The 22757-nt window shown below is 69.9% G+C and carries 19 protein-coding genes; 7 read left to right on the top strand and 12 right to left on the bottom strand.

Annotated elements, in window-relative coordinates:
- Positions 1-118: 118 nt before the first annotated feature.
- The 3 genes from lpdA to M8445_RS03315 form a co-directional block, all read right to left on the bottom strand.
- Entirely contained in the window at positions 119-1525 is a 1407-nt protein-coding gene (gene lpdA, locus M8445_RS03325; RefSeq protein WP_273989667.1) for a dihydrolipoyl dehydrogenase, read from the bottom strand.
- Positions 1526-1676: 151 nt separating this feature from the next.
- Positions 1677-2339, bottom strand: a complete 663-nt coding sequence (locus M8445_RS03320; RefSeq protein ID WP_273989666.1) for a response regulator — start codon at positions 2337-2339, stop codon at positions 1677-1679.
- Positions 2340-2344: 5 nt separating this feature from the next.
- On the bottom strand, positions 2345-3970 hold the full coding sequence (locus M8445_RS03315) for a sensor histidine kinase (protein WP_273989663.1): 1626 nt from the start codon (positions 3968-3970) through the stop codon (positions 2345-2347).
- A 343-nt stretch (positions 3971-4313) separates the two neighbouring features.
- Here M8445_RS03315 and M8445_RS03310 point away from each other — a divergent pair, with 343 nt between their 5' ends.
- Positions 4314-5642, top strand: a complete 1329-nt coding sequence (locus M8445_RS03310; protein WP_273989661.1) for a dicarboxylate/amino acid:cation symporter — start codon at positions 4314-4316, stop codon at positions 5640-5642.
- A 66-nt stretch (positions 5643-5708) separates the two neighbouring features.
- Here the strand turns inward: M8445_RS03310 and M8445_RS03305 are convergent, their stop codons facing one another.
- The 6 genes from M8445_RS03305 to M8445_RS03280 all read right to left on the bottom strand — a co-directional run bounded on the left by M8445_RS03305 (position 5709) and on the right by M8445_RS03280 (position 12055).
- Positions 5709-6647 (bottom strand): pseudouridine-5'-phosphate glycosidase, encoded by a 939-nt coding sequence (locus M8445_RS03305; protein ID WP_273989659.1) that lies wholly within the window; start codon positions 6645-6647, stop codon positions 5709-5711.
- Positions 6648-6762: 115 nt separating this feature from the next.
- Positions 6763-7881 (bottom strand): carbohydrate kinase, encoded by a 1119-nt coding sequence (locus tag M8445_RS03300; protein ID WP_273989657.1) that lies wholly within the window; start codon positions 7879-7881, stop codon positions 6763-6765.
- Between the two features lie 589 nt (positions 7882-8470).
- Positions 8471-9289, bottom strand: a complete 819-nt coding sequence (locus tag M8445_RS03295; RefSeq protein ID WP_273989655.1) for an HpcH/HpaI aldolase/citrate lyase family protein — start codon at positions 9287-9289, stop codon at positions 8471-8473.
- Positions 9290-9409: 120 nt separating this feature from the next.
- Positions 9410-9811, bottom strand: coding sequence for a VOC family protein (locus tag M8445_RS03290; protein ID WP_273989653.1), 402 nt, complete (start codon positions 9809-9811; stop codon positions 9410-9412).
- Between the two features lie 9 nt (positions 9812-9820).
- Positions 9821-10681: an RIO1 family regulatory kinase/ATPase domain-containing protein gene (locus M8445_RS03285; RefSeq protein WP_380091513.1), complete on the bottom strand. Its 861-nt coding sequence runs from the start codon at positions 10679-10681 to the stop codon at positions 9821-9823.
- A gap of 426 nt (positions 10682-11107) precedes the next feature.
- A complete protein-coding gene (locus M8445_RS03280) occupies positions 11108-12055 on the bottom strand; it encodes an ABC transporter substrate-binding protein (RefSeq protein ID WP_273989651.1) in 948 nt (315 codons plus the stop codon).
- 97 nt (positions 12056-12152) lie between these two features.
- Here M8445_RS03280 and M8445_RS03275 point away from each other — a divergent pair, with 97 nt between their 5' ends.
- The 3 genes from M8445_RS03275 to M8445_RS03265 all read left to right on the top strand — a co-directional run bounded on the left by M8445_RS03275 (position 12153) and on the right by M8445_RS03265 (position 15472).
- On the top strand, positions 12153-12356 hold the full coding sequence (locus M8445_RS03275; protein ID WP_273989650.1) for a hypothetical protein: 204 nt from the start codon (positions 12153-12155) through the stop codon (positions 12354-12356).
- A gap of 169 nt (positions 12357-12525) precedes the next feature.
- Positions 12526-13407: a hypothetical protein gene (locus M8445_RS03270; RefSeq protein WP_273989649.1), complete on the top strand. Its 882-nt coding sequence runs from the start codon at positions 12526-12528 to the stop codon at positions 13405-13407.
- Positions 13408-13582: 175 nt separating this feature from the next.
- Positions 13583-15472 carry a beta strand repeat-containing protein gene (locus tag M8445_RS03265; RefSeq protein WP_273989647.1) on the top strand — a complete coding sequence of 630 codons (1890 nt, stop codon included), beginning with the start codon at positions 13583-13585 and terminating at the stop codon, positions 15470-15472.
- A 57-nt stretch (positions 15473-15529) separates the two neighbouring features.
- Here M8445_RS03265 and M8445_RS03260 read toward each other — a convergent pair whose 3' ends face one another.
- Positions 15530-17584: a S9 family peptidase gene (locus M8445_RS03260; protein ID WP_273989646.1), complete on the bottom strand. Its 2055-nt coding sequence runs from the start codon at positions 17582-17584 to the stop codon at positions 15530-15532.
- A gap of 345 nt (positions 17585-17929) precedes the next feature.
- Between M8445_RS03260 and M8445_RS03255 the strand changes: the two genes are divergently transcribed.
- A complete protein-coding gene (locus M8445_RS03255) occupies positions 17930-18121 on the top strand; it encodes a hypothetical protein (protein WP_273989645.1) in 192 nt (63 codons plus the stop codon).
- Positions 18122-18239: 118 nt separating this feature from the next.
- Positions 18240-19403 carry a M20 family metallopeptidase gene (locus M8445_RS03250; RefSeq protein WP_273989642.1) on the top strand — a complete coding sequence of 388 codons (1164 nt, stop codon included), beginning with the start codon at positions 18240-18242 and terminating at the stop codon, positions 19401-19403.
- 148 nt (positions 19404-19551) lie between these two features.
- On the opposite strand, the gene M8445_RS03245 is transcribed toward M8445_RS03250, so the two are convergent.
- Positions 19552-21471: a putative bifunctional diguanylate cyclase/phosphodiesterase gene (locus M8445_RS03245; protein ID WP_273989639.1), complete on the bottom strand. Its 1920-nt coding sequence runs from the start codon at positions 21469-21471 to the stop codon at positions 19552-19554.
- A gap of 157 nt (positions 21472-21628) precedes the next feature.
- Here M8445_RS03245 and M8445_RS03240 point away from each other — a divergent pair, with 157 nt between their 5' ends.
- Positions 21629-21925, top strand: a complete 297-nt coding sequence (locus tag M8445_RS03240) for a hypothetical protein (RefSeq protein ID WP_273989637.1) — start codon at positions 21629-21631, stop codon at positions 21923-21925.
- 65 nt (positions 21926-21990) lie between these two features.
- On the opposite strand, the gene M8445_RS03235 is transcribed toward M8445_RS03240, so the two are convergent.
- Positions 21991-22668: a PIG-L deacetylase family protein gene (locus M8445_RS03235; RefSeq protein ID WP_273989634.1), complete on the bottom strand. Its 678-nt coding sequence runs from the start codon at positions 22666-22668 to the stop codon at positions 21991-21993.
- Positions 22669-22757: the final 89 nt, after the last annotated feature.

Genomic DNA, 22757 nt, shown 5'->3' with positions numbered 1-22757 from the left:
CCGTTTCCGGCACGCACAGAAAGATACAGGCTTTCGGTGCATTCGTCAAGTGGTGTGTGTGGGGCATGCGAGGGGCGGGGCGGACAGTTGTGGTCACGCCCCGCCCGGAGTGCGGAAATTACATGTGTAGGGCGCGTTTATCGGTGGCCAGGGCGGCTTCTTTGACGACTTCGCTGAGGGTGGGGTGGGCGTGGACGGTGCGGGCGAGGTCTTCGCTGCTACCGCCGAATTCCATGATGGCGACGACCTCGCCGATCAGTTCGCTGACGCCGCCGCCGATCATGTGCACGCCTAGGAGTTTGTCGGTCTGGGCGTCCGCGATGATCTTCACGAAGCCGCGCGTGTCGCCGTGACCGAGGGCGCGTCCGTTGGCGCTGAACGGGAACTGCCCGGTCTTGATGCTCAGGCCCCTGTCTTTGGCCTGCTTCTCGGTCAGGCCGGCCCAGGCGATCTCGGGGCTGGTGTAGATCACCCAGGGGATCACGTCGTAGTTCACGTGCCCGGCCTGCCCGGCCAGCATCTCGGCGAGGGCCACGCCTTCTTCCTCGGCCTTGTGGGCCAGCATGGCGCCGCCGATCACGTCGCCGATGGCAAAGACGTTCTGGAGGTTGGTGCGGTAGTGCTGGTCGACTTTCACGAAGCCGCGTTCATCCAGCGCGAGGCCCACCGCGTCGGCTCCGAGGCCCTGCGTGTGCGGCACGCGGCCGATGGACACGATCAGCTTGTCGAAACGGGCGGTGACTTCTTTGTCCTGCTCGGTGTACGTGACGCTCACGCCGCTCTCGTCCTGCTCGACAGAGGTGATGTTCACGCCGAAGTGGAAGTCCAGGCCCTGCTTCTTGAAGAGCTTGAGGCCCTCCTTGGCAATCGCGTCGTCGGCGGCCATCAGGAAGCCGGGCATGGCTTCCAGGACGGTCACGTCGGCCCCCAGGCGGCGCCAGACGCTGCCGAGTTCCAGGCCAATGACGCCCGCGCCAATCACGCCGAGTTTCTCCGGGACGGCCGTGAATTCCAGCGCGCCGCTGTTCTCCACGATGTGCCCGCCGAAGGGCGCCAGGGGGAGCGCGCGGGGGCTGCTGCCGGTCGCGACGATCACGCGCGCGGCGCGGACCTCGGTGCCGGCGGCGTCCACGATCCAGCCGTCGCCGTCCGCGCGGACCAGCTTGCCCAGCCCGAAGAACGACGTGATCTTGTTCTTCTTGAACAGGTAGGCTACACCGCCCGTCAGCTTGTCGACCACGCCGTTCTTGCGGCCCAGCATCTTCGCGATGTCCAGGGACGCGCCCTGCACGTTGATGCCGTGCTCGGCGAAGTCATGCTGCATGACCTCGAACTTCTCGCTGCTGTCCAGCATCGCCTTGCTGGGAATGCAGCCCACGTTCAGGCAGGTGCCCCCCAGGCTGGCCTTGCCGTTCCGCTCGAAGGCGTCCACGCAGGCCGTTTTGAAGCCCAGCTGGGCCGCACGAATGGCCGCCACGTAACCCGCGGGGCCCCCACCAATCACCAGTACGTCGAAAGAATCCATAGCGCTTTGCAGCGTACCACCCCCCCGAAACGCCCAGGGTGACCCGTTCCCCCGTCAGGGACAGATGATGATTGATGGTGGATGGGTGATAGAAGCTTCTGCTGAAGCCGATGCCTGAGCTGGTCTATCAACCATCACCTATGGCCCATCTTCACGCCCGGCGGTAGCGTTTGGCGGGGCGGCCCCCGGTCCGGGCGTCCGTGCTGACGCTGGCCTCGCCGGACTCGACGAGGTGTTCGAGGTACCGCCACGCGGTCACGCGGCTGAGGCCCAGGCTCACGCCGAGTTCGGCGGCGCTGACCGGGCCGCCCTCACGCAGGGCCGTGCGGACGCGGCGCAGGGTGTCCGGGTCCAGGCCGGCCGCGTCGGCGGGGGCGGGGGTGAACAGGGCGTCCAGCTGGCCCTGCCGCACGTCTCCCTGCGCCCACAGCGCCGCGCGTTCCCGCACGCGTTCCAGCGCCAGGGTGAACCGCTGTGGCGTGACGGGCTTCACGAGGTAATCGGCCGCGCCGTGCAGCAGGGCGTCCTGCACGCTGGGCGCGTCGCTGGCGGCTGTGACCAGAATGGCGTCCAGGGGCGTGCCGGCCAGTCTCGCCTCGCGCAGCAGGTCCAGGCCGCGCCCGTCGGGCAGGTGCACGTCCAGCAGCAGCAGGTCCGGGCGCAGGGTGCGCAGCATGGCCCGCGCCACGCCCAGCGTCTCGGCCTGTCCGAGGACCGTGAAGCCCCCGGCGCGTTCCAGCAGGCGCCAGTGCAACGCCGCGATCTGCGGGTCGTCCTCGACGATCAGCACGCGCAGCGGTGGGGGAGAGGTCACGCCGCTCATTCTTCGCCTCCCGGCAGGGGCACGTCCAGCGTGAAGCACGTCCAGGTGCGGGCCGCGTCCGTGACGCGGTCGTGCGTGAGGGTGGCTCCCAGCGCCTGCGCGTGGTCCGCGACGAGCGCCAGGCCCACCCCGCGCCCCGCGCCCCGGCTGCTCACGCCCCGGCGGGTCAGCGAGTGCGTCAGTTCCGGCGGGACACCCGGCCCGCTGTCCCGGACCTCCAGCACCACGCCTTCCGGGTCGGCGGCGATCAGGACCCGCACCTGCGCGTCCGGCGTGCCGCTCGCGGCCTCCAGCGCGTTCTCGATCAGGTTCCCGCTGGCGAGTTCCAGCAGGTCCAGCACGCCCGGCGGCAACTGGGGCGGCAGGCCCGACAGGGGGTCCAGCGTCAGGGTGACGCGCCGCTCGGCGGCCCGGTCGAACTTGCCCAGCAGCAGCGCCGACAGCCGCAGGTGCCGCAGCGAGCGCACCGCGTCCGCATGCGCGCCGTGCCGCGCCGACTGCTCGTGAATCAGGGCCAGGGCCTCGCGCGTCTCGCCCAGGTGCAACAGGCCCGCCAGGGTGTGCAGGCGGTTCGTGAACTCGTGCGTCTGCGCGCGCAGCAGCTCCGCGTAGCGCTGCGACTGCGTCAGCTCGTCCGCCAGCGCCCGCACGCGCGCCAGGTCCCGCAGGGTCACCACGACCGCCCCGTCCCCGGCCTCCTGCGCGGCCAGCAGCACCGGGCGGCCCCCCACGTCCGCCGTGACCGGCCCGGCCCCCGGCGCGGGCAGCGGCAGCCCCGGCGGCCACGGCAGCGGCAGCGTGCCCCCGGCCGTGCCCAGCAGCGCGCGCGCCTGCGGGTTCATCACGAACACCTGCCCGGCCCGCGTGACCAGCACGCCCTCCTCCAGGGTGTTCAGGACCGCCCGGTACTGCCGCAGGCCCCCGGCGATCTGCTCGGGTTCCAGGCCCAGCATCTCGGAGCGCACCCGCCGGGCCACCAGCAGCGCCAGCAGCAGCGCCAGTCCCAGCGCCCCCAGGTACCAGGGCAGCGCGGCGCGCAGAACGTCCCGGAACACGTCCCGCAACCTGGGCAGCAGGAAGCCCACGCTGGCCAGCCCCAGCACCCGCCCCTGCCCGTCCACGACCGGCACCTTGGCCCGCACGGACGGCCCCAGCGTGCCCTGCACCGTCTCCGTGACGCTGCGGCCCCGCAGGAACGCCGTGAAATCCCCACCCGCCATGTGCTCCCCGATCCGCGCGGCCTCCGGGTGCGTGACGCGCCGCGCCGCCCGGTCCGTGACCACCACGTAATCCGCGCCCAGCACCGCGCCGTAGCGGTTCATCAGGGCGTTCAGGTTCGCGCGCTCGGCCGCGTTGCCAGACAGGGCCGCCACAACCGGAGGCAGCGCCGCCACCAGCCGCGACTCCCGCAGCGACCGCTCTGCGAACGACCGGTGAATCCCGCTGTACACGCCCTGACTGACCAGCCCCGCCAGCGGCAACGCCAGCAGCAGGAACGCGCCCAGCGTCATCAGGAACAGCCGGGGCGCGACCCGCAGCAGCCGGGGCGTGTGCGGCAACGCCACCTCGCGCGCCAGGGCCGTCAGGCGCGCGGAATCAGGAACAGGCAGGCGGACAGGCAATGGACCTGCAGTCTGCCACACCGTCCCCACCCCGCACCTGACCGCACCCGGGGCGGACCGCGCCCGACCAGATCAGGCCTTGTGTTCACGCCATGCACGATACCCGCCCCCGCCCGCGTGGCCGTGCAGGGGCACCAGGACGGCGCGCAGCCCACCCCAACCCGGACCGGAGTGCCGCGTGGCGGGCCGCGCGCCCCCCGGACCGCGCATGCTGACAGGCAACGCAACCCCCACCCGCACCGCCCCTGCACCGCCGCAGGGTCACCGTCATTCCGCCTGGACCCGGCCCGCCCTCAGCGCAGCTGGCCGCTCCAGCCGCCCACCACCCCAGGAGGCTCCACCCATGCCCAAGATCTTCCGCAGTCTGTACGCCCAGGTTCTGACCGCCATCGTCATCGGTGTCGCCGTCGGGCACTTCTTCCCCACCGTCGGGGAGCAGCTCAAACCCCTCGGGGACGGGTTCATCAAACTGATCAAGGTCGTCATCGGCCCGATCATCTTCTGCACGGTCGTCAGCGGCGTCGCCAGCATGCGCGACACGAAGAAGATCGGCCGGGTGGGCGGCAAGGCCCTGCTGTACTTCGAGGTCGTTACCACCGCCGCCCTGCTGATCGGCCTGGTCGTCGTGAACCTCGTCGGCCCCGGACGCGGCATGAACATCAACCCCGCCACCCTGGACACCAGCGGCATCACCAAGTACACCGACGCCGCCGGCGAACAGACCGTCGCGGACTTCATCCTGCACGTCATCCCCACCACCTTCGTCAGCGCGTTCACCGAGGGGGACCTGCTGCAGGTGCTGCTCATCGCGCTGCTCAGCGGCTTCGCCCTGATCCGCATGGGCGACCTGGGCCAGCGTGTCCTGAAAGGCATCGACGCCGTCAGCGTCATGGTGTTCAACATCCTGGGCTTCATCATGAAACTCGCCCCGATCGGCGCGTTCGGCGCGATGGCCTTCACGATCGGCAAGTACGGCGTCGGCAGCCTCCAGCAGCTCGCGTACCTGATGGGCACCTTCTACCTTACCTGCGCGCTGTTCGTGTTCGTCCTGCTGAACATCATCGCCAAACTCGCCGGGTTCAGCCTGTGGAAGTTCCTGCGCTACATCAAGGAAGAACTGCTGCTCGTGCTGGGCACCAGCAGCAGCGAGAGCGCCCTGCCGCGCCTGATGACCAAACTGGAAAACGCCGGCGCGAACAAGAGCGTCGTCGGACTGGTCGTCCCCACCGGGTACTCCTTCAACCTCGACGGCACCAGCATCTACCTGACCATGGCCGCCGTGTTCATCGCGCAGGCCACCAACACCAACCTGTCTTTCGCTCAGGAAGTCGCGCTGCTGGGCATCCTGCTCCTGACCAGCAAGGGCGCCGCCGGCGTCACCGGCAGCGGCTTCGTGGTCCTGGCCGGCACCCTGGCCGCCCTGGGCACCGTCCCCGTCGCGGGCCTCGCCCTGATCCTCGGCATCGACCGCTTCATGAGCGAGGGCCGCGCCATCACCAACATCATCGGCAACGGCGTCGCCACCCTGGTCGTCGCCCGCAGCGAGAAGGAACTCGACATGAACCGCCTCACCCGCGTCCTGAACGGCGAGCAACTGCCCCCCGTGAACGCCGACGTGCAGGCCGAGGAACACGGCGAAGGCCGCAAACTAGGCAGCGCACAACCGGCGTAAGGGAAGGACGCAAATGGCAGATGGCAGATGGCCAGGGCGCGGCCATCTGCCATCTGCCTTGAGCCATCAGCCCAACTGCGCGTACGCCACGGCCACCTGCGCGGCCACCATGGCGTTGTTCCGCACCAGGGCAATGTTGGTTTCCAGGCTGCGGCCGCCCGTGATTTCCACGATGCGGCCCAGCAGGTACGGCGTGGTGTCCTTGCCGGTCAGGCCCAGGGCGTCCATGTCGCGCAGGGCCTGCTCGATGTGCGGGGTGATCTCGGCCGCCGGGATCTCGGCCCCTGCGGGGACGGGGTTGGCGAGCATCACGCCGCCCGACAGGCCCAGATCCCACTTGGCCTTCAGCACGCGGGCCGCCTCGGCGGGTGTCTGCACGGTCAGGGGGGACGTGAAACCGCTCTGACGGGAGTAGAACGCCGGGAATTCCGTCTCGCCCAGCGTGATCGCCGGGACGCCCTGCGTTTCCAGAACCTCCAGCGTCAGGCCGATATCCAGGATGCTCTTGACGCCCGCGCTGACCACGCACACGTCCGTGCGGGCCAGTTCCAGCAGGTCCGCGCTGACGTCCATGGAGCTGCCCGCGCCCCGGTGCACGCCGCCCGTGCCGCCCGTGGCGAACACGCGGATGCCCGCCAGCGCCGCGATCCGCATGGTCGAGGCGACCGTCGTCGCGCCGTGCCGCCCGAGAGCCACGGTCACCGGCAGGTCGCGGGTGCTGATCTTATCCACGCCCTTATCCGTCGCCAGCAGGTGCAGTTCGTCGGGCGTGAGGCCCACCTTCAGGCGGCCGCCCAGCACGGCGATGGTGGCCGGTACCGCGCCGTGCGCGCGCACCACGTCCTCCACGCCGCGCGCCATGTCCACGTTCTGCGGGAACGGCATGCCGTGACTGATGATGGTGCTCTCCAGCGCCACCACGGCCTGCCCGGCGGCCAGCGCGGCGGCCACCTCGGGGTGAAGGTCAAGGTAAGGAGCGACGGACGGATCAATCTGGTGTGTCATGAGGAACCTCGAATGGATCAGTGGACCATTGATCAGTGGAAAGGGGACAGGAGACAAGGAGAAAAGAAGAAAAGGTCGTGCGAAGGCAACTGGAAAGCAGGGGAAACGTGTGCCGCTACGCGCCCTCCAGTCGCGCCGCAATGGCCGCCGGGGTGAGGGCAGGCGAGACCGCGTGGTCACTCTCGATGGTGATGGCCGCCGCCGCATGCCCCCGCCGCGCCGCATCCACAGGCGGCAGGCCGGACGCCAGGGCCGCCAGGAACGCCCCCAGCATCGCGTCCCCCGCGCCCGTCACGTCCCGCACCGCCGCCGGCAGGGCCGCCAGTTCATGCACGCCGTCCGGGCCGGACAGCACACTCCCGCTCGCGCCGCGCCGCACCCACACCAGCGCCACGCCCAGCGCCCGCAACTCACCCGCCGCTGCGCTCACGCCCTCCAGCGTGTCCGGCACGTCCCGGCCCAGCAGCGCCGCCAGCTCAGGCACGTTCGGCGTCACCGCGAACGGACACAGGCCCGCCGCCAGCGCGGGACGCAACCGCGCCGCCTTCGGCACGCTGACCGGCTCGAACACCACCCGCGCGCCCGCCTCCGCCGCCAGCGACAGCAGGTGCGCCAGCGACCCCTCCGGCAGGTTCCCGTCTGCGACCACCCACGCCGCGCCGCGCAGCACACCCCGCCGCTCCTGCAACACAGCCGGCGTCAACGCCTCCATCGCCTCCATCGCCGCGACCGCCACCAGCAACTCACCACTGGCGTCCAGCACCGCCGTGTACGTGCCCGTCGTCACGCCCGCCGCCTGCAGGACCGGCCGCACATCCACGCCCGCCGCCTCCGTCGCCCGCAGCAGCCCCTCCCCCAGCGCGTCACGGCCCACCACGCTGACCAGCGACACCGGCACGCCCAGCCGCGCCAGGTTCTCCGCCACGTTCCGCGCCACGCCACCCGCCGCCTGCACCGTCACGCCCGGATTACTCGTCCCGGGAACGGCGGCCTGGAGGGTCCGGGCCTTCACGTCCACGTTCGCGCCGCCCACCACCACCACGCGCCCCGGCCCGCCCTCTACCGGCAACACGTACCCACGCCCCAGCAGCGCCCCCTTACGCACCAGATTACTCACGTGCACGTTCACCGCCGCCCGCGTGGACCCCAGGCGGCGCGCCAGTTCCTCCGGGGTTGCCAGCGGGGTCTCGCGGATCAGGGCGAGCAGGGCGGATTCAGTCTCGGTCAGCGGCATCTATTAAGTATAGTAAAGGTACTGGCTGTGGTTAATCAATGTGTGATGGTAGGTGGCCAGTCGGGTGGCGGTGGGCTTTCCGTGTGCTTCCCCACCCCCCAGCCCCCTACCCCAGGGGGGCAGGGGGAGCAGGCGTTGCACTGGGCAAGAGATTCGACTGGCGCGGCGGGTTTGTGTTGAGCGGTGACGTGTCCGGCTTCGACGCCATCCTGCCGCCCCCCGTGGAAGGCCCGCGCGCTGCGCGCACGACGGCCGGTGGCAGTCTGCGGTCAGGTGATGGGTGGAACGCTTCGCGCCACTGATCGACTTTGAAAAGACAGCTTCTGCTGAAGCGAGAAAAAGTAGAACCTTCCAGCAAGCACCAAGCCACATAGCCACGCAATCGTCGTGGCAACGCGGCCCGTCGTGCGCGCAGCGCGCGGGGCGAACGCCGCGAACTCGGAGGATGGCGTGTGAGGCGTGGCCGTCCCCGCCCGACACTCACCGACCACCTCGGCGAAATCCCTGCCCAGTGCTAACGACGGCTCCCCCTGCCCCTCTGGGGTAGGGGGCTGGGGGGTGGGGAAGCCCGCGGAAAGCCGCCTACCTTCTATCCCTCCGTAACCCCCCACAACTCCAGAACTTCCTGCGCTTCATCCACGTGCATCTGCTCGACGAGTGCGCCCCGGAAGGTGGCGACGCTTTTGCCTTCGGCCCGGGCGGTCTCCCACGCGCTGATCAGCTCCCGCGCCTCCTCGGCTTCCTGGGTGGTGACGCCGAAGGCGGTGTTGGCGCCTTCAATCTGGTCGGGGTGGATGACGGTTTTGCCGGTGAAGCCGAGTGCTCGGCCCTGCTGGCATTCGCGCTGGAAGCCTTCGGGGTTGCGGACGTCGTTGTACACGGCGTCCAGTGGGGTCTTACCGTGGGCGCGGGCGGCGAGGATGACGCTGCTCAGGGCGTGCAGGAGGGGTGTGCGGTCGGGGTGGGGTTGGGTGCGGAGGGCGCGGGCGAGGTCGTTCGCGCCGACGAGCAGGGCGGCCACGCTGGGCACGGCGGCGATGTGGGGGGCGTTGAGGACGCCGAGGGGCGTTTCGATCATGGCCCAGAGTGGCAGGCCGAGGCTGAGGTCGCGTGCGGTGCGGGCGTCCTCGACTTTGGGGAGGACGATCCCGGCGGCTCCGGCGGTCAGGGCGAGTTCGCGGTCGTCGTGTTCCCAGGGGGTGTTCAGGCCGTTGACGCGCACGAGGACCGGGACGCGCCAGGGGGTGCGGAGGGCGTCCCGGACGTGCTCTCTGGCCTGGGCTTTGTGTTCGGGGGCGACGGCGTCTTCGAGGTCCAGGATCACGGCGTCGGGGCGCAGGGTGCGGGCTTTCTCGATGGCGCGGGGTTTGTCGCCCGGCACGTACAGCACGGAGCGTAGGGGTTTCATGCGCGGTTCCTGTGGCTGGTGCGGGCGGCGCTGGTGGCGAGCAGGAACGGCAGGAGGGCCGCGAGCAGGCGCACGGTGCGTGGCAGGGTGCGGGGCGTGGGCAGGGTGCGGGTCATGCGTTCACGGTAATACGCCGGGCGCGGTGAGGCCCCAGATGCGGGGCGGGGCGAGTTCCAGCACGTTTCCGGCCGGGTCGTGGAAGTACAGGCTCTCACCCCGGTCGCCCCAGGCGTAGCGGGTGACGGTCAGGCCAGCGGCGCGCAGCCGGGCCTCCCAGGCGTCCGTCTGGGCGGGGTCGAGGGTCAGGCAGGCGTGACCGCCGGGCCGTCCGGCGTGCGGGGGTACGTCGCCTGGCTGGGCGCTGGCGCGCGGGTCGAAGATCAGGAGCATGCTGCCGTCCAGCCGGTAGAACAGGTGCCGGCCTGGAACGCGGCTGTGCAGGGTCAGGCCGAGCACCTGGGTGTAGAAGTGCTCGGCCCGGTCGAGGTCGTCCACGTACAGGCAGGTTTCCAGGATGCGCATGGCCGCAGCCTACGGCAGCAGCACGCGGGGTTCCGGGGCGGGGCCCAGGGCGCGGCGCTGCACGTCCCGCAGGACCTGCGTGCCGTCGGTGTGAATGCCGTGCTTGCGGAAGCTGGTGGCGAGGCTCTGCGCGTCGCGGGCCAGCAGGGTCTGGAAGTTGGGGTTCTGACGGGTGGCGAGTTGCGGGAAGTCGATGATGGTCACGGTGTCCTCCGACCAGAGAAGGTTGTAGGTGCTGTAATCGCCGTGCGCGTACCCGAGCCGGAGCAGGTCGGCGAGACCGGTGACGCTCTGATTCCAGGCGCTCTGTGCCTGCGCGGGGCTCAGGGCGGCGTCGCTGAGGCGCGGGGCGACGTGGTCCTCGGTGCCGATCAGGCGCATGACGACGGCGGGAACGGTTTCGGCGTACGCGGTCGGGTGCGGCCCGGCCAGGGGTTCGGGAACGTTCAGTCCGGCCTTCCAGAGGGTCCACAGGTGCGCGTACTCGCTCAGGACCCAGTCCTGCTGAAGCATCTCCAGGCCCTTGCGGGTGCGTTTCTGCATGGCCTTTGCGGCGCGGGCGTCCAGGATGACCTGCCCTTCGCGGTACACCTGATCGTTCTGGAACGACCGGGCCTGAAGGTCGCGGTAGAGCTTCACGAGGACGCTGCCGCGCGGGCCGCGAGCGACGTACGCGGTGGCTTCCTTGCCGCTCTTGAGTTCTGCGACGACCTCGGTGATGTACCCGCGGTCGGTCAGGCGGCGGATCACGTCGTCCTGAGCGTCGCCCGGTTCACTGGTGGTCAGGTCCGCGAGGTGGCGGCGTCCGACGGGTCTGTTCTTCTCGCGGCGGCGTGGGGGCGGCGGGGTGTCGGCCCAGGCGTCGTCCAGGGTGTCCGTCCAGTCCTGGGTGGCCCAGTCCTGATCGGCAGGGTCCTGGGCTGCCCAGTCGCGGGGTGGCCGGGCGTGTGGTGTGCGGGCGCTCACGCGCGCCCCGTTCGGTCAGTGCAGGGAGGCCAGCCCGAAGGCAGAGGTGGCCGGTGTTGGTGCGTCAAAATCACTCCAGGTTGCAGGAAGAGAGACTCCATGTGCGGCGGTCTGGATATCAGTGATATTGGTCATAGCGGGCACCTCCTTTCGGTGATTGATCCTCAGCGTAGCAGCCAAAAGCGGCGCGTGTCACGAACACCGGGCGCGGTAGGCCATCACGCCTAGCACACCCGGCCGATGTGCACGCCCCTGCACAAACGCTCTGCAAAGAAGATAAAGAGAGGAGGCGGAGCCCGCACTGAGCCCCGCCTCCCCTTGCGCGCGTTCCTACTTCAGCGTCTTGCTGATGAACGCGTTCGTGTAGTAATCGGTGGCTTTCGCTCCGGCCGGCAGTTTGCCCTGCTTCACGAGCGCCGCGACGGCTTTCGTCCAGGCGGCGGGATTCATGGCGCCCAGGCCGTTCGTCTGGGTGTACGGGCCGGTCATCAGGGGCGTGCTGGCCTTCAGGACGTCCAGGTTGCCGCTCGCGCCGAACACGGGCTGCGCGAGCTTGAACGCGCGGGTGGGGTCGGCGACCGTGAATTTCAGGCCGCGCTGACTGGCCCGCACGACCTTCTTCGCCAGGTCGCCGCTCAGGCTCTTGCCGGTGCCGATCAGGCCCACGCCGACCATGGGGTACGCGCCGCTGATGTCCAGCGTGTACACCTTCTTGCCGCCCGTGCGGGCCAGTTGCAGCACGTCGTTGTTCGAGTAGCCCACGGCGGCGTCCACGCGCCCGGCGCGTACGGCGTCCACCTGCGTGAACCCGATGGAGTTCAGGCGCACGTCCCGGCCCTCGGTCAGGTCGGCGCTGTCCAGCAGGGCCTGAATGGCGTGGTACGAACTGCCGAACGGGCCGGGAATGCCCACCGATTTCCCTTTCAGGCTCGCGGCTCCCGTCAGGGGCGAGAAGCTGAACACCGTGACCGGGTTCTTCTGGTACATGGTCATCACGTACCGCACGTCCGCGCCCTGGTTGCGGGCGAAGATGGCGTCCTCGGGATCACCCACCACGAAATCCAGTTTGCCCTGTAACAGCAGCGGCAGCAGCTGGGACACGTACCCGTGCTGGTAGTTGACCTTCAGGCCCTCCGCCCCGAAGTACCCGAGTTTGTCGGCCACGTAGAACGGCGTGAACTGCACGTCCGGGTTGTACCCCAGGCCGATGTTCACGGTGCGCTGCGCGGACGCGGAGGTCGCCAGCAGGCCCAGCAGCAGAAGGAAAGCGCGTTTCATGAGAACGAGTATAGGCGGCCTGCATGACGCGTCTGTGACTCCTGCCGCACGCCGCTCCGGGGCATCTGCGCCCGCCACGCCGTGGCATGCTGCTCCCATGGACCTGGAATCGTGGACACCCGTGGATAACGCCCGCCGCCTCGCCACCCTGATCGCGGTGGGCGCGGCCATGTTCAGCTTCCTGGCCCTGTGGTTGGGCGCCATGTGGCACCCGCTGCTGGCCCTGCCGGGCGGCGTGGTGATCGGGGGACTGGTGTGGGCCGCGGCCTTCCCGCTGCTGCGCGCCCTGTTCCGCCGCTGACGGCCCCAGGCTACGCGGGGGCGCCCCCACCAAGCATGAACGCCGCGCGCAGGTTCAGCAGCCCACGCGGGTGGTACACTCGGGGGCACGCCCGCACACGGTGACCCCCACCGGTGTCCGGAGCAGCGCCCGCAAGGCGGGCCAGATGCAGGAAAAAGGAGCAAACCAGATGACGGACAACAACGAGCTGCGCCCCGGTGAGCAGACGCCAGAAGAACTGCGCGACATTATCCCCCAGTTGGAAGGCGAACCCGACGAGGACGCCGTGCTGGACGCCCAGGAAGCCGAAACTGAAACCGAAGGTGGCATCAGCGCCGACGGGGCCGAAGGCGAAGAGGAAGAAGAGTACATCGACGCCGACGAACTGCTGGGCGTCCTGGCCGAACTGAAAGAAATGCTCGAAGCTCAGGGCAAGGAAATCCGTGGCCTGCGCCGCGAGATGCGCGAAATGCGCGAAGCCCAGGGCCAGGGTGGCCTGCGCAGCGGTGAGCAGCGCCCCGCGCCCGCCCCCCGCGAAGACCGCGGCGGCTTCCAGGGTGGCGGCGACCGCGGCGGCTTCCGTCCCCGTGAAGACCGTGGCGGCTACCAGGGCGGCGGCGACCGTGGCGGCTTCCGCCCCCGTGAAGACCGCGGCGGCGACCGTGGTGGTTACCAGGGTGGCGGCGACCGTGGCGGCTTCCGTCCCCGTGAAGATCGCGGCGGCGACCGTGGTGGTTACCAGGGCGGCGGCGACCGTGGCGGCTTCCGTCCCCGTGACGATCGCGGCGGCGACCGTGGTGGTTTCCAGAGCGGCGGCGACCGTGGCGGCTTCCGTCCCCGTGAAGACCGTGGCGGCGACCGTGGTGGTTTCCAGAGCGGCGGCGACCGCGGCGGCTTCCGCCCCCGTGACGACCGTGGCGGCGACCGCCCCACCTTCCGTCCCCGTGACGACCGCAGCGGCCCCAGCGAAGGCGGCTTCCGCCCCCGCGAAAGCGCCGCGCCCGACGCGACCGCCGAGCGCCCCCGCGCCCGCGCCGACCGCGGCTGGAACAACCGCCGCGACGACGAGTAACCCACACACCTGAAAAAGGGCCGGACCACAGCGTCCGGCCCTTTTCCTGTACCCCGCCCCATGCAGGCGGTCACGGTGCGGTCACTGCCCGCCCAGCACACTCCAGTCACCTTCAGCGCGCGGGCGGGCCGCCATTCCCTCCGCCCGGCCGCCCTGAAGGGATGGAGGGAAAACCATGACCACGAATGCCCGGATGCCCGCCCTGCTGCTCCTGACCCTGACCCTCGCCGCCTGCGGGGGAGGCGGGACGCCCACCCCCATCGGCACGTCCGTGACCAGCCTCGCGGACAGCGGGGCGGGCAGCCTGCGCGACACCCTCGCCGCCGCCAAGAGCGGGGACACGCTGCGCCTGACCGGCACGGGAACGCTGACCCTCGCCAGCCCACTGACCATCGACCGGGACGTGACGATCATCGCCACCGGCGTGACCATTGACGCCGCCGGAAAAGGCCGCGCGGTGGACGTGGCCAAAGGCGCGACCGTGACCATGCAGGGCGGCACGCTCAAGGGCGGAACCGGGGCTGTGCTGCCCGCCAGCGTGGGCGTGGCGTCCATGGCAGAACCGATGAATGCGACGGCCCGGGCGCGCCTGCAAGTGGCCGCCCTGAAACCGCAGGCCACCACCCTGACGTACGGCGGCGTCCTGAGCAACGCGGGCACCCTGACGCTGGACGGCGTGACCGTCACGGGCGGTAAAGCAAACTCGGGCGGCGGCATGTACAACACCGAAGGCGCGACCCTCACACTGAAGGGCACCACGAACGTCACCGGGAACGAGGCGACCGCGCTGAACAGCGACGTCAATACCTTTGATCAGGGCCTCGGCGGCGGCATCTACAACAAGGGCACTCTGACCCTCGCGGGCGGACGCATCGACGGGAACAGGGCTACCTGGAGCGGCGGTGGCATTGTCGGAGCGGTGGGCAGCGTCACGAACCTCACCTCCGGCAGCGTGAACGACAATGCCTGCACGCGCCCCCTGACCGGCACCACCAACGCCGACGTCGACGGCTGCGCAGGCGGCGGCCTGTACATGCTCGGTGACGTGACCCTCGGCGGCACCAGCATCTCCGGGAATACCGCCACGCACCTCGGGGGTGGGATCATGGTCACCTCCAGCTGCGTTGGCGCCGAATGCACCACGATCATCACGCCGACCTTCACCATGACCGGCGGCACGGTCGAGAACAACCGAACGACCGGCACCGTGGACAACGGCGGGGGCGGCCTGTGGCTGAACGCCAGATCTACCATCAGCGGCGGCGTGATCCGTGGAAACAGCAGCATGTACGGCGGCGGGATCGACACATGGCGTGACCTGACCATCACGGGCGGCGTGATTGAGAAGAACACCGCCACTGACGGCGGCGGCGGGATCATCTTCATCCGACCGGGCCGCACCTACCGGATCGGGGGCAGTGCCCAGATCAGCGGGAACACCGCTGCAGGGTCCGGCGGGGGCGTGACCCTGGTGCAGAACGCGCAGGTAACGATGGATGGCGGCAGCATCAGCGGGAACGCAGTGACGGGTTCCGCAGACGGCGGTGGGGGTGTCCGTGTCCTCACGGGAACGGTATTTACGCTGTCTGGCGGAGAGATCAAGGGCAATACGGCCGTGAAGACGGGCGGTGGGATCACCGTGGGCGGGACCGTGAACATGACGGGCGGGAGCATCACGGGGAACACGGTCACGAGCCGCACGGAGGGTCAGGGTGGTGGGGGTGGCATCCGCCTGTATGCTGGGGCCAGTGTGACCGCCAGCGGAGGCACGATCAGCGGTAACGCGGCGTGGTTCGGAGGGGGCGTAGAGACGAACGGGGCGTTCCAGACTTCCCCGACCTCCACGTTCGTGCTGTCTGGCGCGACGGTCAGTGGGAACCGTGCCGATGGTCGTGATGGTGGCGGGTTCTGGAACGATGGGAAGCTGACGATTCAGAGTGGCAGCGTGACCGGGAATTCGGCCCGGAATGGTGGCGGCGTGTTCAACACGCGGGTGGGTGTGTACGCTCAGCCGGGTGGCAGTGTGACGGGGAACAACCCGGATAACGTGTTCAACTCGCAGTAAACGTGAAAAGCGGGGCGGAGGTTCACGGCGAACCTCCGCCCCGCTCTGTTGCCTGGGTCAGGCGGGGGCGGCTTCGGCGCGTGTGGTGCTGGGGACGAGGTACCGGTCGAGCCAGTTCAGGTATTCCGTCAGGCGTTTGAGGCGGCGGTCGGGGCGGCCGGAGCGGGACAGTTCGTGGTCCTCGCCGGGGAAGCGCACGAAGCGCACCGGGACGCCGTGGAGGGTGAGGGCGGCGTACCACTGTTCGGCCTGTTCGATGGGGCAGCGGTGGTCGAGGACCGAGTGGACGATCAGGGTGGGGGTCTTCACGTTCTCGACGTACTGGAGGGGGCTCATGTCCCAGAGTTTCAGGGTGTCGGCGCGGCGGTGGAAGTTCAGGCCGAGTTCGTCGTCCCAGAAGCGCAGGCCGATGTCGCTGGTGCCGCCGAAAGACAGGAGGTTGCAGATGCTGCGGTCGGTGATGGCGGCCTGGAAGCGGGTGGTGTGCGCGGTGAGCCAGTTGGTCATGAAGCCGCCGTAACTGCCGCCCATGACGGCGGTGCGCGTGCGGTCGAGGCGGGGGTGGGTGTCCAGGCAGGCGTCGAAGAAGGTCAGGATGTCGTCGGCGTCCACGCTGCCCCAGCGGCCGTGGATGGCGTTCACCCAGGCCTGTCCGTAGCCGAGGCTGCCGCGCGGGTTGCTGTAGCAGATGGCCTGTCCGCGCGCGGCGTACAGCTGGAATTCGTGCGTGAAGGCGTGCCCGTAGTCGGTGTGCGGGCCGCCGTGGATGCTGAGCAGGGCGGGTACGGGGTCGGTCCCGTCGGGCAGCAGGATCCAGCCTTCGCCCTCGCCGAGGTCGGTGGGGAAGGGCACGCGGGTGGGGGTGCGGGCCGGGAAGGGGAGGTTCGCGTGCAGGTGGGTGACCTGGGTGCCGTTCAGGATGATTTCGGGGAAGCGGTCGGCGCGTTCGCGGATCAGGGCGAGGCCGCTGCCGCGCGCGGTGAAGGCCGGAATGACGGTCTGCGGGTCGTGGGTGTGGGCCTGGACCGTTCCGGGCTGGTCGCCTTCGCCCAGGGTGGCGGTGAACAGGCCGCAGCTGCCGCGCACGGTCGCGGAGAACAGCAGGGTGCGGTCGTCCAACCACACGGGTCGTTCGGGCATGGCGCCCACGTGGCAGTCACCGCCCACGCCGTTCCCGACCGGGTGGTCGTGCCCGGCGTCCAGGCGGACGGGAGTCGCCTCGCGGCTGTTCAGGTCGCGGCTATCCAGGTCGCTGTGCAGGGGCAGCAGGTACAGGTGGGTGTGTTCGGTGTTGCCCTGCCCGGCGGGGCGGCCCAGCAGCGCGAAGTGCTGACCGTCCGGGTGGGGGATCACGGCGTTCACGGCGGACGCCCAGCGCGTGACCTGCCGCAGATCGCCGTTCATCGGCAGGTGCCAGACTTCCTGCTGCCAGTGCGCGCCGGCCAGTTCGTCGGTGGCGGCCACGAACAGCACGCCGCTGCTGTCCGGAAGCCACGCCACGTCGCTGATCTCCACGTCCGGGGCGTGCCAGACGCTCAGTTCGCCGCTGGGCACGTGCAGGCGGTACAGGCGGGCGGGCGTGTCGGGCAGCCAGTCGCGGCCGTTGAAGCGGTAGCGGGGTTTCGTGATCACGCGGGCCTCGCCGCGCTCGTCGCGTTTGTCCTCGTCGTCGCCGGTACTCGTGAACGCGATGAACTGCCCGTCCGGGCTCCACAGGGGGGCGCCCACGCCGCCGCGCAGGTCCGTCAGGCGTCTCGCCTCGCCGCCCGTCAGGGGCAGCAGGTGCAGTTGCGCACCCCCCTCTTCGCCCTTGCGGGTGAAGGCCAGCGTGTGCGCGTCCGGGGACCAGCGGGGGCTGCCGTCTCGGTTCTCGCCCTGCGTCAGCGCGCGGGTCAGGGTGCCGTCCGTCAGCCAGATCTGCGAGCGGTAACGCGGTTTCGGGAAGTCCCTGTCGGGCGTGCGGGGGTTGTCCTCCTCGATTCGGGTCAGGACGAACGCGGCGGCCTGCCCGTCCGGACTGACCTGCGGGTCGGAAGGAAACACCAGTGGCAGCAGCGAGTCGGGACCGGGCCGCGCGGCGGCGGACGGCGCGCTTGGGTGGGGCAGTGTCATGCACTCCAGTCAAGCACACTGCCGCGCCACTTGCGGCGCGTCCGGGGACGTCTGCGCGGGTGCCGGGCGGATGGGCGGGACGCCGTACCAGTCACGTTGTTTTCATGATGGCTTCCTCAATGCCGAACGGGTGATTCCTTTCCATTGCCGTATGTGGCTGGCCTATTCTGAACATACCGGCCCAACAGGCCCGTCAGAACGTCACGTGTTAACGAACCGCTGGGTTGGTTGCGGCGTTCCGAGTGGGTCAACCGAATACCGAGTGTCCTGTCTGCTTCCGCCCTGGACCTGCCCTTCTCCCGTGGGTTGCCGCGCCGCTCACCACTCTTTTTCTGGAGGTCTGTCATGCAAGAACTGTCCTGTACCTGGGTTCCCGGAACCTTCGATCTCGTCCGTCTGAAAGTCGCCGGTCAAACCATCGAGATGACTGCCGCGCGTGTGACCCGCCTGTTCGGTCAGCAGGCGCTGCACGACCTGTACCTCAAGGGCAGCGCGAAACTCAAGGTGGACGCCCGCCAGATCGCCCTGCTGAGCTGAAACGCTCCCTGCCCCGCACGGTCCCTGCCACTGGTTCGCGGGGGCCGCGCGTGTTTCTGGGGTGGCGCACCCGCGGCCCGCGCACGCAGAGGCCCGCCACCGCTGGCCGGGGCGTAGCATGACGCTCATGCCTGACTTCACCCCCGACCTGAAGGCCATGCAGGCCGACCTGCATGCCCTGGCCCGCATCGAATCGCCGTCGACCGATCCGGCCGGCATCGCCCGCGTCATGGACGTAGTGGAAGGCTGGGCGCGCGACCTGGGTGCCGAGACGCACGCCCTGGGCGGTGGCACCCGCCTGTTCAACTTCGGCGTGCACAGCGCAGGCGCCGCCGGCGCCGGACACGGGCAGACCACGCCCGGCCTGCGCGGGCAGGACCGGCCGGTGCTGGTCCTCACGCACGCCGATACCGTCTGGCCGCACGGCACGCTGGACCACATGCCGCTGCGTGAGGACGGCGACCGCCTGTACGGTCCCGGCACATACGACATGAAAGCCGGCATCGTGGGCCTGTTCCACGCGCTGCGCTCCCTGAACGGTGAGTGGCCGGCGGGCGGCGTGCAGGTCCTGCTGTCCCCGGACGAGGAAACCGGCAGTCTCAGCAGCCGCGCGCACATCGAGAACGCCGCCCGTTGCGCCCGCGTGGCGCTGGTCGTCGAGCCGCCCGTCGCGGACACCCACGCCCTGAAAACCGGCCGTAAAGGCACCGGCAGTTACGTGCTGACCTTCACCGGCGTCGCCAGCCACGCCGGGAATAAACCCGGCGAGGGAGCCAGCGCGGTCACGGCCGCCGCGCAGGCCGTCCTGGACCTCCAGGCCCTGGCCCGACCGGACCTCGGCACGACCGTCAGCGCCGGGCTGATCGCGGGCGGCAGCGCCGTGAACGTCATCCCCGCCCACTGCCGCCTGGAACTCGACGTGCGCGTCAGCAGCCTGGAAGAGGGCGCGCGCGTGGACGCCGCCGTGCAGGCCTGGACGCCACCGGACGCCCGCGTGCAGCGCCGCGTGGAAGGCGGCCTGAACCGCCCGCCCTTCGAGCAGGGCGAGGGCACCCTGGCCCTGTACGCCCAGGCGCGCGCCATCGCCCGCGAGCTGGGCTTCGACGTGCCCAGCGCCGTCGTGGGCGGCGGTAGCGACGGCAACTTCACCGCGCCCATCATCCCCACCCTGGACGGCCTGGGCGCACCCGGCGACGGCGCGCACGCCGCGCACGAGCACGTGCGCCTGGACCGATGGCCCGACCACGTGCGCCTGCTGGCCCGCCTGCTGCGCGAAGTCTGAGACGGACTCCGATTGAATGGTTTGCAAAAACCGTTCAATCCGAGCGGACGCGAGTGGGAGCAAAGAGGATTCCGGGCGTGGAGTTGGCAGCCCGGTGCATGGGCGGGTTGTGAACGAAACAGACGGAGTCCATATGAGCGCCGCCAGTTCAGCGGGCGACGTGGTGGGGTGCGCTCCGGTCTTCCAGGCAGGAGGGGTGCGCCAGTTGCTCGCTGAGCTGCCGGGCGGTCATGGGCCGCCCCAGCCCGTACCCCTGCCCCAGCTGGCACCCGAGGTCCTGCACGGCCCGCAGGTGCTCGGGCGTTTCGATGCCCTCGGCGGTCAGGTCCACGCCCAGGTTGCGGGTGATGCCGCGCACGGCCAGCGTCAGGGCGCGCGCGAACTGCCCGGCCTGCGGGCAGGTCAGGTCCGCCGTGATCGAGCGGTCCATCTTCACGCCCGTGATGGGCAGCGTCCGCAGGCGCATCAGGTTCGAGTACCCGGAACCGAAATCGTCGATGCTGACCAGCACGCCCAGGTCCCGCAGTTCCTGCAGGGTGCGCGCGGCGCGTTCATCCTCGTACAGCACGGCCGTCTCGGTCAGTTCCAGTTCCAGGCGGGAGGCCGGGAGGCCGCTGCGGGTCAGGGCGTCGCGGACCGTCGAACGGAACTCGAACTGCAGGAGTTGCACGGCGCTGACGTTCACGCTGATGGTCAGTTCCGGCCACGCCAGCGCGGCGCGGCAGGCTTCGTGCAGGACCCAGGACCCGATGGGGTTGATCAGGCCGCTGCGTTCTGCCACCGGAATGAACTCGCCGGGCGGTACGGCCCCCAGCGTGGGGTGCTGCCAGCGCAGCAGCGCCTCGGCCTTCACGATCCGGCTGTTCTGGAGGCGCACGACCGGCTGGAAGACCAGCGTCAGTTGCTGCCGGGGCAGTGCGTGCCCCAGTTCGCGCGCCAGGACCTGCTCGCGTTCCGTGGCGGCGTCCTGTTCGGGGTGGTAGCGGCGTAACTGGCGGCGACCGGCGCGTTTCACGGCGGCCAGGGCGCTGTCGGCGTGCCGCATCAGTTCGGCTCCGTCCAGGGAATCGTGCGGGTACAGGCTCAGGCCCAGGCTCAGCGTGGTTTCCACGCCCACCCGCGCGCTGGGCTCGATGGCCGCCTCGTGCAGCAGCACCTGCCCGGTCCAGTCGGCGTGCTCGGCGTCCGCGCCGGGCAGCAGGACCACGAACTCGTCGGCACTCAGGCGGTACACCTGCGAGTCCGGGCCGCTGAGCCGCTGCAGTTCCCCGGCCAGGACGCGCAGCAGGTCGTCTCCGGCGGCGTGGCCCAGCGTGGCGTTCACGATCTTGAAGCCGTCCACGTCCACGTACAGCAGCGCGAACGGCGCGGAGCCCGGCACGGTCAGTTCCTGCAGTTGCTCCTGCAGGCGCGCGCGCCCCGGCAGGCCCGTCAGGATGTCCGTGAAGGTCAGTTTCCGCAGCGCGGCCTGTTCACCCGCCACCTGACTGCTCTGGGAGGCGTACCGCTGGAACACGGACGTGATCAGCAGAATCACGCCGGAAGTCAGCGTCAGTTGCAGTAGCGTCATCAGCACGACCGGCTGGAGAGGCCGACCGGTCAGCAGCGGTTTGACCGCCACGAACACCCCGCCCAGCAGCATGCTCAGCAGCAGGGCGTTCAGCGTCAACCGCGCCGCGCGGGACAGTTGCGTGATGATCCGCCAGACCAGGATGGGCGAGAGCCAGATCATGCTCTCCATGAACTCCTGAAGCAGCACCTGCGGGTCGTTCACGACCACGCCCAGCAACGCCAGTTTCAAGGTCAGGAACATGGTACTGCCGGTCAGGACGATCAGGGTCAACTGCTGGATGGTCAGGCGGCCGAGCAGCGTGCCCACCCAGCAGACCAGCATGACGAGATTCAGGCCCAGGTACAGCGCCGGGTCATACACCCGGTCCCACAGGTCATGCCTGGAGTAGGACTGCGCGCCGTACACCCCGAGCATCACCAGCGGAAGCGCCAGCAGCGCCGCCGTCCGCCACGCGAGTGGCTGGGCAGCGGGAGTCGGCTGGTCGGCGGTGCTCATTACGACCAGTGTATGAACCGTTTCCACACAGTTTTCATACCGGCCGCTCATCGCGGCCGTGCCGGCGGTCCGGGCCGTCCCACACGGCCGCACGGGCACACGACACTCCGCGCCGCTCACCGGGCGGCACAGGCGCGTGCGGTATGCTGCGGGCCAGATGTTCAACCTGTTCAGCAAGAAGCCGCCCGCCAACCCGAACGTGAAGCAGGACGACGCCCAGACGTACCGCGTGCGCGTCCGCACCCGCCCGCACGCCGAGGTCGTCGAGTTCCGCTTCACGAAAGGCGCGCACATCGGCGTGGACGACGACGGCACGTACATCTTCCGCAAGCCGGTCGTCAGCCCCCAGCACTTCGACCGGGGAGAACTCACGGTCCGGTTCAACCGCCACTACGCCGTCACGAGCACCGAAGCCGAGGGCCTGGACTTCATTCCCGTCAGCGACTGGGAGTAACCCGGGAGAGTGGTGAGTGGGCAGACCCACTGCCTACTCACCACTGCCCCGCTATTCCCGCGCTGTCACTGCACTTCGTGGAAGGTTTCTTCCGGGATGCGGTCCGGGAACTTGCGGATGAAATCCACGGTGCTCAGCGCCTGCGTGCGGTGGCAGGCGATGGCCTGCAACTTCCGCACGATGAAGCGGCTCACGTCGTGGCGGACGTTCGGGGCGAGCCACTGGGCGCGCAGGTCCTCGTTCTCGGGCGGCACGTCGCTGGCGTAGTACCACAGGCGCGGACGCTCACCGTCCGGCAGGGCGTCCCAGGCGGCCTTCACGGCGCGGTGCGTGGTCACGTGATCCGGGTGGCCGTTACTGCCATTGGGCGGGAAGGTCAGCACGACCTCCGGGCGCAGGCGGGTCATGGCCTCGCTCGCCACGGCGGTCAGTTCGTCCAGGGACTCGTCTTTCAGGTACTTGTCCGGAAAGTGGTGGTGCTCGAACACGCTGCCGCCCGCCCGCGCCCCGGGGCTGGTCAGCCCGATCACGTCCAGGCACGCGGCCAGTTCCACCTCGCGCATCCGCGCCAGTTCCTGCGGCGTGTCGCACAGGCCCAGCGTGCGGCCCGCCTCGCCTCGCGTCAGGGTCACCAGCCCGCAGGCCTCCCCGGCTTCCAGGTGGCCCATCAGGGTGCCGGACGCGCCGTACACCTCGTCGTCCGGGTGGGGCACGATCAGCAGCAGTTTCAGTCCTTCACTCATCCGCCCAGCATAGGACGGGCGGCGCGTTACCGGGCGGGTCACGCCGCCCGGGGCGCGTAGGCGTGCTGGCGGATGCGGCCCTGACCGGG

This window comes from Deinococcus aquaticus (assembly GCF_028622095.1).
Classification (GTDB): domain Bacteria; phylum Deinococcota; class Deinococci; order Deinococcales; family Deinococcaceae; genus Deinococcus; species Deinococcus aquaticus.
The sequence above is the reverse complement of the archived record's forward strand: the minus strand, read 5'-3'. Positions and strand labels throughout refer to the sequence as shown.